This is a genomic window from Stenotrophomonas terrae (assembly GCF_039674165.1).
GTDB classification, from domain to species: Bacteria; Pseudomonadota; Gammaproteobacteria; order Xanthomonadales; family Xanthomonadaceae; genus Stenotrophomonas; species Stenotrophomonas terrae_A.
This window is the reverse complement of sequence record NZ_JBDJMY010000046.1, coordinates 19153-34814: the sequence shown is the minus strand read 5'-3', so window position 1 is coordinate 34814 and position 15662 is coordinate 19153. Positions and strand designations below refer to the sequence as shown.

The window sequence follows — 15662 nt, the reverse complement described above, 5'->3', positions numbered from 1 at the left end:
GATGAAATTAGCGCTATGGAACCACCCGATCCCATCCCGAACTCGGAAGTGAAACGTAGCCGCGCCGATGGTAGTGCAGCCTAAGCTGTGCGAGAGTAGGTCATCGTCAGGATTTAAACCAAAAACCCCGCTGCCAAAAGCAGCGGGGTTTTTCTTTGGGCGCGGCAGCGGCGCGCGCGCAGTTGTGGGAGCGGCGTCAGCCGCGAAGCTCGTAGAAGCAACGACCCAGAAAAGCTTGAACCAAGCCAGAAAGCTAGAAGCCTAAAGCTCCCCCTCATCCCAACCCTTCTCCCGCAGGCGGGAGAAGGGCTAAAGCAACGGCAGAAATCGAAGCCAGAGCCAGAGCCAGAGCCAAAGCCAAAGCCAAAGCCAAAGCCAAAGCCAGAGCCAGAGCCAGAGCCAGAGCCAAAGCGGAAGCAAAAGCCACGGCAAAAGCACTATTCGGCAAACGCTGCGGGTAAAGCCGCTGCCGAGCATGGCTCGGCACTACGGTTGACGGGGGGGAATGGGACTACGCGAATCGATGGAATCAGACTTTCTGGCGAGCTTGGGCTGCGCTGGCCCAACGGGCAGCGATATTCGGTGCAGTGATGCACACCGCTTCGTCAGTGACCGTTGTCACCGCGCGCTCCAGCAGCTGGATGTCGGCTTCATGCTGGCGGGCTACATGCGGGTCTTCAAAGAAGATCGCGCGTTGGCAGCGGTGCTCGAGCACGCGGTCCGCGATCTGCGCGTCGCCGCCGAGTGGACCACTCTGGAAACGGTGAATCCATTCCTGGTCACGCGGCCATCCACGGCTCCAGGCCATCTCGTTCAATCGCTGGCCGGTTGTGCCGGTGCCTATGCGCTGCTCGAACTGCGACAACACGTCGAAGTGCTCGGCGGCGAAGGCCAGCATCTGTGGCTTGCGCGCATCGTGAGCGATCAATGCCAGAGTCTGCTTGCCGAAGTCATGCAGGTCGTTGGCGCCCGGGTCTGGGGCGAAGCCTGCATGGATGCGCTCCATCTCGATCCAGTCGCGTGCCGTGGCCACCGTGGAAATGAAGGGTTTGCCGTGGATGACGCACTGGCGCTTGAGGGCAATGGCCTCGGGGAATACCGAGGACGGATCGACTGGATCGATGAGGTAGATGGCACCATCGAGCGTGCGCTCGGGCGTGCCCATTCCGACAACTTCAGCGACCAGTTTCATCAAACCGCCTTCGCGGCCATTGGGGTAACGCTGAAGTGCTGGATAGTTCTGCAGCGGATAGGTGCTGGCAATGGCGTCGTAAGTACGGCCAACGGCATGCAGCTCCACCCCCAGCTCGCGAATACCGCTCTCGCTGGCGCGTAACCAGCGAAACAATGCCGCGTCGGCGCTTTCGTGATGGAGACGGTTTGCGGCCAGACCGATGCGCATTGCGGATTCTCTTTGTGTGGAGTTCTTGAGTGTAAGACAGGTGGGTGGCGTTGGAGTCAAAGCGAGTGCCCATGCCGGAGCAAGTGCTCCCCTCATCCGCCCGTTCGGGCACCTTCTCCCGCAAGCGGGAGAAGGGAAGACGTTGCTACTGGGCGAACGGATAGTTCAAAGCCAACAGCCAAAGCCAACAGCCAAAGCCAACAGCCAAAGCCAACAGCCAAAGCCAACAGCCAAAGCCAACAGCCAAAGCCAAAGCCAAAGCCAACAGCCAAAGCCAACAGCCAACAGCCAAAGCCAACAGCCAAAGCCAACAGCCAAAGCCAACAGCCAAAGCCAACAGCCAAAGCCAACAGCCAAAGCCAACAGCCAACAGCCAACAGCCAACAGCCAACAGCCAACAGCCAGAGCCAACAGATAGAGCAAGAGTTAGAGAAACAGGCGGAGCAACAGGCAGATCAACAGCCGAAGCAGCGGATCCGGCAGCGCTTAAACAAACAATGCTTAAGTAGCCCCTCTCCCGTTTCTACGGGAGAGGGGTAGGGGTGAGGCCGCTCCTAGCGCTTCTCCGCTCTACCGCTTCAACAAAGCAACAATGCTCTCCGCCGCATCGCGCCCTTCGGCGACAGCGGTGACCACAAGGTCGGCACCGCGCACCACATCGCCACCGGCAAACAGCTTGGGGTTGTGGGTCTGGAATGGCAGACGGGTCGCGCCGCCGGCGATGATGCGGCCGTTGCTGCTTGCTTCCACGCCTTGCGACGAAAGCCAATCAGGCAAGGTCGGTGAGAAGCCGAAGGCGATGATCACCACGTCTGCTTCCAGCAGCGACTCGCTGCCTTCGATGGCGACCGCGTTGCGGCGGCCGTTGGCATCGGGCTCGCCCAGCTCGGTCTCGATCACGCTTACGCCAATCACTTCATCATCGGCACCGGCTTCAATCGCCAGCGGCTGGCGGTTGAACAGGAAGCGCACGCCTTCTTCGCGGGCATTGGCTACTTCACGCGCCGAGCCCGGCATGTTGGCCTCATCGCGGCGATAGGCACAGGTCACTTTGGCGGCACCCAGGCGGATTGCACTGCGCACGCAGTCCATGCCGGTATCGCCGCCGCCCAGCACCACCACGCGCTTGCCGTTTAGGTCCGGCAGGGCGATCTGGTCTTCCCAGCCGGCAATCGGCCGGCCCTGCGGATCGTCGCCACTGACGATGCGGCTGTTCTGCACCAGGAACGGCAGTGCCGGCAGTACGTTCTTCAGATCCTGGCCGATCAGGCCGCCGTCGGTATAACGGTAAGCGCCGGTGCCGAGGAAGACCGCGTCATAGTCGCTCTGCAGCTGTTCGATGCTGATATCGCGGCCGATCTCCACGCCCAGGCGGAACTGCACGCCCATGCCTTCGAGGATCTCGCGGCGGCGCTCGATCACGCTCTTTTCCAGCTTGAAGCTGGGGATGCCGAACTGCAGCAGACCACCGATCTGTTCGTAGCGGTCGAATACAACGGCCTGCACACCGGCACGGGCCAGGCGATCAGCGCACGCCAAGCCAGCGGGGCCGGCGCCGACAATAGCCACGCGCTTGCCGGTGCTCTCAACGGCGACCAGGTCCGGCTTCCAGCCCGTGGCCAGCGCGGTGTCGACGATGTACTTCTCGACTGCGCCGATGGTGACCGCGCCGAATTCTTCCAGCGTGCAGCTGCCTTCGCACAGGCGGTCCTGCGGGCAGACGCGGCCGCAGACTTCCGGCAGCGGGTTGGTTGAATGGCAAAGCGTCGCCGCTTCGTGGATGCGGTCTTCCTGCACCAGCTGCAGCCATTGCGGGATGGCGTTGTGCACCGGGCACTTCCAGCTGCAGTACGGATTGCCGCAGTCCAGGCAGCGCCCGGCCTGGTACTGCGCGTCGGCCTTGTCGAACTTGCCATGGAGTTCGCCCCAATCGCCGGACGTGCGCAATTCCACCGGAATGCGCTGCGGCATGGTGCGGGGCAGATCGAGGAACTGGAAGGCTTGCTTGCGGCTCATGGGAACTCGTGGCGTCTGGAGGAGCCCTTCTCCCGCTCGCGGGTGAAGGTGCCCCGAAGGGGCGGATGAGGGCGCTCTGCTTTCAAGCTACCCTCACCCCGGCCCTCTCCCGCAGGCGGGAGAGGGAGACTGAAAATCAAGCAGCGCTGCGCAGCGCTTCGGCCAGCGATTCAATGCTGGCGGCCTTGGGTTTGACCAGCCAGAACTTGCCGACGTAATCGCGGAACTCGTCCAGGATCTGCTGCGCCCAGATGCTGCCGGTCAACTCGCGGTGGCGACTGATCAAGCTGTGCAGGTGCTGTCGGTAGTTCTCGAAGCCTTCGGCTGAAATGCGATGGATGTCGATCAGTTCGTGGTTGTAGCGGTCGACGAAATCGCGATCGATATCCAGCACGTATGCCAGGCCACCGGTAAAGCCGGCACCGAAGTTCAGACCGACCTTGCCCAACACCGCGACTACGCCATCGGTCATGTATTCGCAGCAGTGGTCACCGGCACCTTCGATTACTGCCAGCGCGCCGGAGTTGCGCACGCCGAAGCGCTCGCCGGCACGGCCAGCGGCAAACAGTTCGCCGCCGGTAGCGCCGTACAGGCAGGTGTTGCCGACGATGGCGGTGTTGCGTGCCTCGAAGCGTGCGCCGCGCGGTGGACGCACCACCAGGCGGCCGCCGGCCATGCCCTTGCCGACGTAGTCGTTGGCTTCACCTTCAACTTCCAGATTCAGGCCGCCGACGTTGAAGGCACCGAAGCTCTGCCCGGCAGTGCCACGGAAGCGCAGATTCAACGGTGCTTCGCTCATGCCGTGGTTGCCGTGCGCGCGGGCGATGGTGCCAGACAGGCGCGTGCCCACCGAACGGTCGGTGTTGTGGATCAGGAAGCGATGCTCGCCGCCACGCTTGTTGGCGATGGCATCGGCCAGCAGGTCATCCATCTGCGTGGCCAGGCTGTCCGGCGACTGGTACAGGCGCTGCGCGGCGCAATGCGCGCCGTCGTAATGCGCGGGCGCCAGCAGCCGCGACAGGTCGACCTTGACGCCTTCGCGCGGCGACACGTCGAGCTGTTGCAACAGGTCCGTGCGGCCGACGATTTCATCCAGCGAACGGACGCCAAGATAGGACAACCATTCGCGCACTTCCTCGGCCAGCAGGCGGAAGAAGTTCTCCACGCGTTCCGGCAGGCCGGTGAAGTAGCCGGCACGCAGGCGCTCGTCCTGGGTGGCCACGCCGGTGGCGCAGTTGTTGAGGTGGCAGATGCGCAGGTACTTGCAGCCCAGCACGATCATCGGGCCGGTGCCGAAGCCGAAGCTGTCAGCGCCGAGCAACGCGGCCTTGACCACATCCAGGCCGGTCTTCAGGCCGCCATCGGTCTGCAGGATGGTGCGGCTGCGCAGGTCGTTGCCAACCAGTGCCTGATGCGATTCGGCCACGCCCAGTTCCCACGGCACGCCCGCATAGCGGATCGAGCTGATCGGCGAAGCACCGGTGCCGCCGTCGTGGCCGGACACGGTGATCAGGTCAGCGCCGGCCTTCACCACGCCAGCGGCAATGGTGCCGACACCCGCATGCGAGACCAGTTTCACCGACACCAATGCATCCGGATTGACCTGCTTCAAGTCGTAGATCAGCTGTGCCAGGTCTTCGATTGAATAGATGTCGTGATGCGGCGGCGGCGAGATCAGGCCGATGCCGGGCTTGGCGTAGCGCAGGCGCGCGATCAGTTCATTGACCTTGTGGCCGGGCAGCTGGCCACCTTCGCCGGGCTTGGCGCCCTGCGCGACCTTGATCTGCAGCACTTCGGCATTGACCAGGTATTCGGCGGTGACGCCGAAGCGGCCCGAGGCCACCTGCTTGATCTTGGAACGCTTCTCGGTGCCGTAGCGCGCGGGATCTTCGCCGCCTTCGCCGGAGTTGGAGCGGCCGCCGAGGCGGTTCATCGCAATCGCCAACGCTTCATGCGCTTCCGGCGACAGTGCGCCCAGCGAGATGGCGGCGGTATCGAAGCGCTTGAACAGTGCTTCGGCCGGTTCCACTTCGTCCAGCGGTACCGGCGTTGCCGCCGGCTTGAGCTGCAGCAGGTCGCGCAGCGCCGAGGTCGGGCGCGAATGCACCGCGTCCATGTACTTGCGCCAATCGGCGGCATCGCCGGTACGCGAAGCGCGCTGCAGCGTCATCACCACGTCCGGGTTGTACATGTGGTATTCGCCGCCATGCACATACTTGAGCAGGCCGCCGACTTCCGGTTGTGCCAGATCATTCCACGCACGCACCATCAGTTCGCGCGCTTCGGTATCCAGCCGTGCCAGGCCGACGCCACCGATGCGGGCAGCGGTATCCGGGAAGCACAGTTCAACCACGTCCGGATCAAGGCCGACGATCTCGAACAACTGCGCGCCGCGATAACTGGCGACGGTGCAGATGCCCATCTTGGAGATGATCTTGCTCAGGCCCTTGTAGATGCCCTTGCGGTAACTGCGGCCGATCTGCGAGACCTCACCGCCCTTCTTCAGCAGCAGGATGCCGCGCCTGCCCAGATCGAACAGCGTCTGGTAGGCCAGATACGGGTACACCGCAGTGGCACCAAAGCCCAGCAGACATGCCATGTGGTGTGCATCGCGTGCGGTGCCGGTTTCAACAATCAGATTGACGTCGCAACGCAGGCCCGCCTTGGACAGATGGTGGTGCACGGCGCTGGTGGCCAGCAGTGCATGCACCATCGGCCGGTCGGCAACCGGGTAGCGGTCGGACAGCAGCAGCATCACCACGCCATCGCGCGCGGCCTGCTCGCACTCGGCGCAGATGCGTTCGATGCCGGCCTTCAAGCCTTCCTCGACACTGTAGGACAGGTCGATCAAGCGGTTGCGCTCGACGTACTGCTCCATCTTCAGCAGCTGGCGCAGCTTGCGCTGGCTCAGCACCGGCGAGTTGAGGATGACGTGGTTCACCGTCTCCGCACCGGCGTGGAAGATGTTGGTCTCCTTGCCGAGCTGGGTGGTAAGCGACATCGCGCAGTCTTCGCGCAGCGGATCGATCGGCGGGTTGGTGACCTGCGCGAAGGCCTGGCGGAAGTAGTCGTACAGCGGCCGGGTATTGCGGCTGAGCACGGCGATCGGCGTGTCATCGCCCATCGAGCCGGTGGCTTCCTGGCCGGTTTCGGCCAGTGGCCGCAGCACCTGTTCCAGTTCTTCGGTCGTGAGCTGGAACAGCTTGTGGTAGCTGCGCAGCGTCGCTTCGTCGAACGGTTCCTCGGCCAGCGAGGGATCGATCAGCTCGGTCTGCAGGTAGGTCACGCCCTGGTGCAGCCATTGCTTGTACGGCGCACGCGCGCGGTTGATGCGGTCGATGGCTTCCGAATCGAGCAGGTCGCCACGCTTCAGGTCGATGGCCATCATCTGGCCCGGGCCGAGCTTGCCCTTGCGCACCACGCGTTCGGTTGGCACTTCCCACACGCCGGCTTCGGAGGCCACCAGGAAGTGGCGGTCGGAGGTCAGCATCCAGCGGGCGGGGCGCAGGCCGTTGCGGTCCAGCGTGCAGGCGGCGTAGCGGCCGTCGCAGGCAACGATGCCGGCCGGGCCGTCCCAGGGCTCGCTGTTCAAGCCATAGAACTCGTAGAACGCGGCCAGGTCGGCGTCCTTGAATTCCAGCGACTGCGTCGCCGGCGGAACAAGGATGCGCAGCGCCTGGATCAGCTCCATGCCGCCGGACACCATCAGCTCCAGCATGTTGTCCATGCTCTGCGAGTCCGAGCCGTGCATCGAGATCACCGGGTCGAGCTCGGCGATGTCGAACTTCGGCGTCTTCCACACCTTGCTGCGCGCCTGCGCCCAGTGGCGGTTGCCTTCGATGGTGTTGATCTCGCCGTTGTGGGCGAGCATGCGGAACGGGTGTGCCAGCGGCCAGCGCGGCATGGTGTTGGTGGAGAAGCGCTGGTGGAACACCACCACGCTGGACGCCAGCTCATGGCGCTGCAGGTCCGGGTAGAACGTGCTCAGCTTGTCCGGCAGCACCATGCCCTTGTAGCTGATGGCCTCGGCGCTGAGCGTGGTGACGTAGTAATCGGCAACATCGCGCAGGCTCTGTTCGCTGCGGCGGCGGGCCATGAACAAGGCCAGTGCGAATTGTTCGGCGCTCTGCTCGATGCCTGCATCGACGAACACCTGCTCGATCTTCGGCAAGGTGTCGCGGGCCAGTTGGCCACAAACGCTGTCATCGGTGGGAACCTCGCGCCAGCCGCGTGGATGGCAGCCGGCCTTGCGCAGCTGTGCATCCAGTTCGGCGCGACATCGCTGCGCAGCATCAGCGTCGTGCGGCAGGAACACCACACCGGCGGCGAAGTTCGGGCCGAGCGCGATGCCGGCCTCTTCGGCCAGCTGTCGCAGGAACACGGTGGGTTTGCGCAGCAGCAGACCGCAGCCGTCGCCGGTGAGCCCGTCGGCGGCGACACCTCCGCGGTGGGTCATGCGCGACAAGGCGGCGATGGCGGTATCCACCAACAGGCGCGATGGCTGGTCGTCGAGCTGGGCGACCATGCCGAAACCACAGGCGTCGCGTTCGTCTTGCGGGTCGTAAAGCCCTTGCGGGGTGCGAACTGCCATCTGTGCCTCGGTGCGATTCAGGTGAGCGGCGACACTCCTGCCCGCTCGCAGAGCACGTCATGCTTATCAGATGGTTCGCGCCGTGCTGCCGCACGTGCCGTTGGGATAGGACCCGGCGCACGCCCTTATGGCGTCTTACGCCTGACCCAAGCGCCCTCGCGCCCATCCAATGCACATGATGTGCTCAACCTGGAGCGCACCTTGAGGTCACCGGATGGTTCGACTAAATCACAGTTGCTGCAGCGCCGCAATACATCGTTGCGAGCGCAACCAAAGCCTTGCCCAGCAAGGCTTTGGCCATGCCAATTCAGCCGCAGCGAACGCCGCTGACCATGCCCTTTTCATCGATTTCGATGTTCAGGCGCTCGCCGATGAATTCCATGGTGACCGGCTGGTTGGGTTTGAGCACGCGCACATCGGTGGCGCCGGCGTCTTCCTTGGCCTGGGCCTGCATGGCCTCGGTGTAGGCCTGGCCGACCAGGCCCTGCACCTGGCTGGCGTCGCAGGCGCCCGGCGGCGGCGTGGCTTCAGCCGGCGCGGCGGCGGCCTGTGCGGCCTGCTGGGATTGGTTCAGTGCTTCATCCTGTTCTTCCGGCGCCGGCTTGGTGCAGGCAGTCAGGGCCAGCAGCAGGGTGGCGGTGGCAATCAGGGCGGCGGGGCGGCGCAGGGCGCGCGGCGTCGTCGGGAACTGCATCGGAACTCCTGGGTGTTGAGGGTCTGCCCCAGCATATAACCAAGTGACGGTGATGTTGACGCTGCGTCGCACGCCGCTGCGCGATACTCCTGCACCGCTTTATTGCTGGGAGCAGCGATGGCCGCAAAACCAGCGACGCCTGCACTGCGTCATAGCCACGATGCCGAGCCCGGCATCGTAAGACAACGCGCCGGGCGCGGCTTCCGCTACGTGGATGCACGCGGCAAACCGGTGCGCGCGGCCGCTACGCTGGAGCGCATCCGGCGCCTCGCCATTCCGCCGGCCTACACCCAGGTGTGGATCTGCGCACAGGCAAATGGCCACCTGCAGGCCAGCGGACGGGATGCGCGCGGCCGCAAGCAATACCGTTACCACCCGCAGTGGGTACGGATGCGCAGCGACAGCAAGTTCGACCGCATCGTTGCCTTCGGCAAGGCGCTGCCGGGTCTGCGCCGGCAGGTGCGCACCGATCTGGCGCTGTCCGGGCTGCCGCGCAGCAAGGTGCTGGCGATCGTGGTGGCGGTGATGGGCCGCACGCTGGCCCGCATCGGCAATGATGCCTATGCCCGCGACAACCATTCCTACGGGCTTACCACGCTGCGCAACCGCCACCTGGAAAGCGCTGGGCAGGGGCAGACGCGGCTGCGTTTTCGCGGCAAGTCCGGCCAGGCCCAGGCCATGGTCATCGATGACCGGCATCTATCCAGCCTGGTACGGCGCTGCCAGCAGCTGCCCGGGCAGTTGCTGTTCCAGTACCGCGACGACGACGGCAAGGTGCGACCGGTGGGTTCAAATGACGTCAATGCATACCTGCGGCAAGCCACCGGCGACGATTTCAGTGCCAAGGATTTCCGCACCTGGGGTGGCACCCTGGTGGCACTGCGCGAGTTGGCGCAGCTGCCATTGCCGGACACCGGCGGCGAACGCGCGCTTGCGGAGATGCAGAACCAGGTGATTGCCGCGGTGGCGGGGATGCTGGGCAACACTCCGGCAGTGTGCCGCAAGTCGTATATCGATCCCTGCGTGTTCGAAGGCTGGCGCGATGGCCGCCTCGGCGCGATGCAATCGCTGCGCGGCCCACGCCAATGGGAAGCGGCGGCACTGCGCTTCCTGCGCAGCGCCCACCGCGGCAATGGCGCACTCAGCCGCAGCGCATCGCAGTGATGTTGTTGGTGCGGCCGACTTCGATGGTCAGGCGCTCACCGCCACTGGACGCCTGCGTCCCCAGCGAGGCAGCGGTCTCAGGCGAGTCATTGCCGCGCACCACGTCAACCTGCAGGCTGTCGCTGTCGACACGGGCGCGCTGCACCGTATCCGGGGAGGCGGCAAGACCCACCGCACCGCGCACCATGTCGGTATGGCATTGGCCGGACACAACCCCGTCGATCGGTTGCACATTGTTGACGTAGGCCGAACTGCAGGCAGAGAGCAGCAGCACGGCAGTTGGGACAGCGAACAGACGGATCATGGCGAACTCCTGCAACAGGCGGAAACAACCTGCAGGATCGCTGCCATGCCGTATGCAGCGGATGAAATACACATCGTCACCACGGATTTTTCACCACAGGCGATGCCGGCTGCTGCGCACACTGCACTACCAATCGCCAGCGAAAGGAGCAGACCATGGCGGCCTGCGATGTCTGTGGCAACAACTACGCGCGCAGCTTCAGCGTGAGCCAGGGTGGGGTTACCGGCACTTTTGATTCATTCGAATGCGCTATCCATGCAATGGCGCCACGTTGCGCGCAGTGTGAATGCGTGGTCATCGGCCATGGAGTGGATGCCAACGGCCGCGTCTATTGCTGCGAACACTGCGCGCGCCACGCCGCGTAAGCGCAAGGGAGGTTCCATGGCAGTAAAGAAGAAATCTGCAGCTAAAAAGCCTGCAGCGGCCAAGAAGGCGCTGTTGCCAACCAAGCCGAAGCGAACGAGCGCAGCTGCGAAGCCTGCGGCCGCAGTCGAAACCGAAGCCTTGCGCACCGCCAGTCGTCAGCGACGGCTGCAGGAAGATCTGCAGCAACAGGAGAAACTGCGCAGCGCGATGCCGAAGAAGAAAGGGAGTGTGCAGGCCGGTGCACGCAGGCAGCCGAGTACCTTGCCGGCACAGCAGCTGCGCAAGCCCGGCAATGAACATGAGTTGGCGCTGGCTCCGCGCTACATGGCGCCGTCATACAAAGGCAGCGGCAAACTGAAGGGAATGCGCGCCATCGTCACCGGTGGTGACTCGGGGATAGGCCGCGCGGTTGCGATCCTGTTCGCCCGCGAGGGCGCCGATGTGGCCGTGTTGTACCTGAGCGAACACGAGGATGCCAAGCTCACCTGCGAACATATCGAGCAGGAGGGCCAACGCAGTCTGGCAATCAGTGGTGATGTGCGTGACCCGCTCTTCTGCGACAGCGCCGTGCAGCAGGTTGCGCGGACGTTCGGCGGTATCGACGTCCTGGTCAACAACGCCGCCTTCCAGCTGCATTGCCATCATCTGGAAGATCTCAGTGACGAACACCTGCAGGAAACCCTGCAGACCAATATCGCCGGTTACATCCACATGGCGCGTGCGGTGCTGCCACATATGGGCGAAGGCGACAGCATCATCAATACCGGCTCGGAGACAGGCATCTTCGGCAGCAAGTCGCTGATCGATTACGCCGCAACCAAAGGCGCGATCCATGCGTTCACGCTGTCGCTGGCCAGCCAGTTGCTGCCGCGCGGCATACGCGTGAACTGCGTGGCGCCCGGGCCGGTGTGGACGCCACTGAACCCGGCAGACAAGGTCGCCGAAGACGTGGCCGAGTTCGGCAAGGACAGCGACATGGGCCGGCCGGCGCAGCCGGAAGAATTGTCGCCGGCCTATGTATTCCTGGCCTCACCGGTTACCGCCAGCTACATCAGCGGCGCAATCCTGCCGGTAATGGGCGGCCCACGCGGCTGATTGTATTGGCTGCGCCAAAGGGGAGGGGCACTGGCTCCCTCCCTTGCGCAACGCGCAGGGGAGGGTTGGGGAGGGTGCTGTTCGCAGGAACATCAAGCAACGCGCACAGCCACGGCCGAAGCCACCCCCTCCCAGCCTCCCCCTTCGCTGCGCCAAAGGGGAGGGGCACTTGCTCCCTCCCTTGCGCAGCGCGCACGGGAGGGTTGGGGAGGGGTGCTGTTCGCAGGAACATCAAGCAACGCGCACAGCCACGGCCGAAGCCACCCCCTCCCAGCCTCCCCCTTGGCTGCGCCAAAGGGGAGGGGCCTGACTCCCTCCCTTGCGCAGCGCGCAGGGGAGGGTTGGGGAGGGGTGCTGTTCGCAGGAACATTGAACAACGCACACAAGCCACAGCCGAAGCCCCCCCCTCCCAACCTCCCCCTTGGCTACGCCAAAGGGGAGGGCGCAAGGCAGCGCTCCTCGCGGATAATCCATGCCGCAATCCTCACTGGAAGCTCCGATGTCACAGCGGGAAAACTGTCGTGTGCTGGTGCTCGGCGGCTACGGTCACTTCGGCGCGCGCATCGTGCGTGCGCTTGCCTGTACGCCTGGAATCACCGTCATCGCCGCTGGCCGCAATCCTTCGCAGGCGGCAGCCAAGCTGCCGGGCGTGGATCTGACAACCATCGAGCTGTGCAGGCTGGATACCGCTGCGCTGGATTTTGAAGCCGAACTGGCCAGAACCAGGGCGGCGTTGGTGATCCACACCGCCGGCCCCTTCCAAGGCCAAGGTTACGAGGTTGCACAGGCATGCCTGCGCGCTGGCATGCATTACATCGATCTGGCCGACGGCCGTGATTTCGTTGTCGACTTTCCGCAGCAGTTGCAAGCCTTGGCACAGCAGAGCCAGCGTAGCGCCATCAGCGGCGCCAGTACCTTGCCGGCGCTTTCCAGTGCGGTCGTGGATGCACTCGCGCCGCAGTTCGAGCAACTGCACAGCATCGACATGGTGATTGCGCCGGCGCAGGCAACGCCCTTGGGCATGGCCACGGTGCGCGCGGTGCTGTCCTACTGCGGCAAACCTTTCCAATGCTGGATCTATGGCCGCTGGCAGACGCAGCTTGGCTGGACGGCGCCACAGCCGGTGCGCTTCGCCCGCATCGGTCCGCGCCTGGCTTCGCCCTGCGATGTGCCGGATCACACGCTGCTGGTGCAGCGCTATCCGGGCGTGGCGACGGTGCGTTTCCGCGCGGCACTGGAGTTGCCCTTCCTGTCGCGTTGCCTGGCGGCCATGGCCTGGTTGCGCGGCCATGGCCTGCCATTGCCGATGGGGGCATTGGCCGGTGTGTTTGCTCGTGCGGGGCGCTGGTTCGACCGCTTCGGCACGGACCTGGGCGGCATGCGCATCACCCTGCGCGGCCAGCGCGGTGGACTGGCGCATTGCCTGCATTGGGACCTGACCGCGCCGATGCTGCACGGCCCGGAGATCCCGACCTTCGCCGCCGTGCTGCTGGCGCGGCGTTTTGCGCGAGGCGAAGGGTTGCCCAGCGGCGCCCACGCCTGCATGGGCCTGCTTACCCTGGCCGAATTTGAAAGCGAGTTCGCGCGCTGGCAGATCGACAGCGGCGTGAGCTGAATAGTTCAGCCTGACAGCCGGCAGGGTGCCATCCGGGCTATTGACTACAAATGTAGGCAGAACTACCGTGACGACAAATGTAGTCACGGAGACGGCCATGCGCCGCAAGACCATCGGGGACCAGGAACTGGCCCTGCTGCAGTACATCGGAGAGAACGAACCCACCAGCGTTGGCGAGGTTGCCGCGCGCTTTGGTGAGGCCCGCGGCCTGGCCCGCTCCACCGTGCTGACGATGATGGAGCGCCTGCGTACCAAGGGCTACCTGCAGCGCGAACAGGACGAAGGCGTCTTCCGCTACAGCACCACGGCCGAGCAGCAGGAAGTGGTCAACGGCGCGGTTGGCAGCTTTGTCGAGAAGACCCTGCAGGGCTCGATCTCACCGTTTGTGGCGTGGATGTCGGAAAAGGCCGAGGTCAGCGACAACGAGTTGGCCGAACTGGAAGCGCTGGTCAGCAAGCTGCAATCGCAGCGCCGGGAGGATTGAGCCATGTCGATGACGCTTGAATTATTGGGCAGCCGGCTGTTGGCCACCAGCGTGCAGACCGCGCTGCTGGCGGGTGCAGTGTGGTTGCTGTGCCGCTACGTGCGGCGTCTGCCGGCCAGCACCCAATGTGCGCTGTGGTGGCTGGTGGCCCTGCAGGCCGTGGTTGGAGTGTTCTGGGCTTCGCCGCTGGAACTGCCGCTGCTGCCGGCCGCCGATGTCGTCAATGCCGCTCCGCTGATAGCGCAGGCTGCTGCAGCTGTACCGGCAACCGCCGCGCCCATCGTGGTGATGCAGCCCTTGCCGGCCGACAGCAGCTGGTCGTGGAGCCTGCTGCTGATGGCGATGTGGTTGGCAGGCGTGCTGGTGATGGCATTGCGCACCGCATTGGCACTGCGCACCAGCCGTGCCCAGCTGCGCGACGCGCAGCCTTGTCGCGATCACAAGCTCAACGCAGCGCTTGCGCTTGCGGCTGACGCACACGGTCTACGCCGCGCGCCGCGGCTGATGCTGAGCAATGCGATTGATTCGCCGCAGCTGATTGGTCCTTGGCGTCCGGTGCTGCTGCTGCCGGCGCGCGGTCTGCAGCGTATGGGCGATGACCAGCTGGACATGGCCTTGACCCACGAACTGGTGCACCTGCAACGCCATGACCTGTGGCTGGGCCTGGTGCCGGCCCTGGCGCAGCACCTGTTCTTTTTCAATCCTGTAGTGCACCTGGCCGCCCGCGAATACGGCATTGCCCGCGAAGCGGCGGTGGATGCCGCCGTCGTCGCCGGTGACCGCCATTGCCGTCAGCACTACGGGCGCCTGCTGTTGCAACTGGGCGTCGCGCCACGCCCGGGCGCCGGCCTGGCCAGTGCCTCGCCTACCTTTCTGAGTCTCAAGCGGAGATTGCTCATGTTGCAGAACACGTCCTCTTTCCCGCGCGTCGGTGCGGCCTTGATCCTCGCTGCCGTCGCCGTGGTCGGCGTTGCACCGCTGCGCCTGGTGGCCATGCCGGTACCGCCAGTGCCGCCCGCACCGCTGGCGGCGCCCGTCGCCCCATTGGCGCCCTTGGCAGCCCCGGTTGCTCCGGTTGCTCCGGTTGCGCCGCTTGCCCGTTCAGTGGTGCATACGGTGGTCGCAGGAGCAGCTGACGCTGCCGTGCCGCCGGCACCGCCTGCTCCTCCTGCGGCACCCGCATCGCTGGATATACCGCCAGCGCCCCCGGCACCGCCAGCAGCACCTGCTGCTCCGCTGCGTACGCAAGGCGTCATCCACCTTTCCAACAACCAGAACGATGGCTATGTACTGATCAAGGGCGACCACAACGTCATGAATGGCACGGTCGCCGATCTGCGCGAGGCCAAACAGCTGGACGATGGCAAGGGCGTGTTGCTGCTGCGCCGTGACGGCAAGCGCTATGTGGTGCGCGATGCAGCGACGCTCTCACGCTTTGAACAGCTGCACGCCGAAACCGTGCGTCTGGCTGATGCACAGGGTCGCTTGGGTGACCGCCAGGGCCGGCTGGGTGATCGTCAGGGTGAAATCGGTGAGCGTATGGGTGAGATCGGCGCACGGATCGGTGAGCTGGCGAGCGAACAGGCGGAGCTGGCGCTGAGCTCGGGCGAACGTACCGACGCACAGCGTCGCGCATCGGAAGCAGCACGTCGCAAGCTTGACCAGGCACGCGAGGAAATGGACAACCCGGCGATGCGTGCGGAGATGGAAAGCCTGGCGGCGCAGCAGACGGCGTTGGGCAAGCAACAGGCCGAGCTGGGCCGGCAGCAGGCAGCGGCCAGCGCCAAGGCCAATCGTGATGCCGAGCAGATGATCCAGCAGGCGATCAGCAGTGGGATTGCGCGGCCGATTGGTGGGTGATGGTTTGGGAGGGTTTGCTGGGCTCTGTTTTAGAGCAGAAGCAAAAGCACCCCTCCCCAACCCTCCCCTTC

The 15662-nt window shown here is 64.7% G+C and carries 11 protein-coding genes and 1 rRNA gene; 7 read left to right on the top strand and 5 right to left on the bottom strand.

The window, feature by feature from the left end; translation table 11 throughout:
* Positions 1-112, top strand: a 5S ribosomal RNA gene (gene rrf / locus ABE493_RS16280); the annotation flags it as partial.
* 417 nt (positions 113-529) lie between these two features.
* On the opposite strand, the gene ABE493_RS16275 is transcribed toward rrf, so the two are convergent.
* From ABE493_RS16275 to ABE493_RS16260, 4 genes are all read right to left on the bottom strand, one after another.
* Complete coding sequence (locus ABE493_RS16275) at positions 530-1402, bottom strand: methylglyoxal synthase (protein ID WP_346499924.1); 873 nt, start codon at positions 1400-1402, stop codon at positions 530-532.
* Positions 1403-1972: 570 nt separating this feature from the next.
* Complete coding sequence (locus tag ABE493_RS16270) at positions 1973-3418, bottom strand: FAD-dependent oxidoreductase (protein WP_346499923.1); 1446 nt, start codon at positions 3416-3418, stop codon at positions 1973-1975.
* Positions 3419-3554: 136 nt separating this feature from the next.
* Positions 3555-8009: a glutamate synthase large subunit gene (gltB, locus tag ABE493_RS16265; protein WP_346499922.1), complete on the bottom strand. Its 4455-nt coding sequence runs from the start codon at positions 8007-8009 to the stop codon at positions 3555-3557.
* 307 nt (positions 8010-8316) lie between these two features.
* Positions 8317-8703, bottom strand: a complete 387-nt coding sequence (locus ABE493_RS16260) for an I78 family peptidase inhibitor (RefSeq protein WP_346499921.1) — start codon at positions 8701-8703, stop codon at positions 8317-8319.
* Positions 8704-8820: 117 nt separating this feature from the next.
* On the opposite strand from ABE493_RS16260, the gene ABE493_RS16255 reads away from it, so the two are divergent.
* Complete coding sequence (locus ABE493_RS16255) at positions 8821-9867, top strand: DNA topoisomerase IB (protein WP_346499920.1); 1047 nt, start codon at positions 8821-8823, stop codon at positions 9865-9867.
* On the opposite strand, the gene ABE493_RS16250 is transcribed toward ABE493_RS16255, so the two are convergent.
* Positions 9845-10171 (bottom strand): hypothetical protein, encoded by a 327-nt coding sequence (locus tag ABE493_RS16250; RefSeq protein WP_346499919.1) that lies wholly within the window; start codon positions 10169-10171, stop codon positions 9845-9847. The genes ABE493_RS16255 and ABE493_RS16250 overlap by 23 nt on opposite strands.
* A 155-nt stretch (positions 10172-10326) precedes the next feature.
* Here ABE493_RS16250 and ABE493_RS16245 point away from each other — a divergent pair, with 155 nt between their 5' ends.
* From ABE493_RS16245 to ABE493_RS16225, 5 genes are all read left to right on the top strand, one after another.
* Positions 10327-10536 (top strand): hypothetical protein, encoded by a 210-nt coding sequence (locus ABE493_RS16245; RefSeq protein ID WP_346499918.1) that lies wholly within the window; start codon positions 10327-10329, stop codon positions 10534-10536.
* Positions 10484-11632, top strand: a complete 1149-nt coding sequence (locus tag ABE493_RS16240) for an SDR family oxidoreductase (protein WP_346499927.1) — start codon at positions 10484-10486, stop codon at positions 11630-11632. Before ABE493_RS16245 ends, ABE493_RS16240 begins: the two co-directional genes overlap by 53 nt.
* Positions 11633-12131: 499 nt before the next feature.
* Entirely contained in the window at positions 12132-13247 is a 1116-nt protein-coding gene (locus ABE493_RS16235; protein ID WP_346499917.1) for a saccharopine dehydrogenase family protein, read from the top strand.
* Positions 13248-13344: 97 nt separating this feature from the next.
* Positions 13345-13731, top strand: coding sequence for a BlaI/MecI/CopY family transcriptional regulator (locus ABE493_RS16230; protein WP_057629239.1), 387 nt, complete (start codon positions 13345-13347; stop codon positions 13729-13731).
* 3 nt (positions 13732-13734) lie between these two features.
* Positions 13735-15591: a M56 family metallopeptidase gene (locus ABE493_RS16225; protein ID WP_346499916.1), complete on the top strand. Its 1857-nt coding sequence runs from the start codon at positions 13735-13737 to the stop codon at positions 15589-15591.
* Positions 15592-15662: the final 71 nt, after the last annotated feature.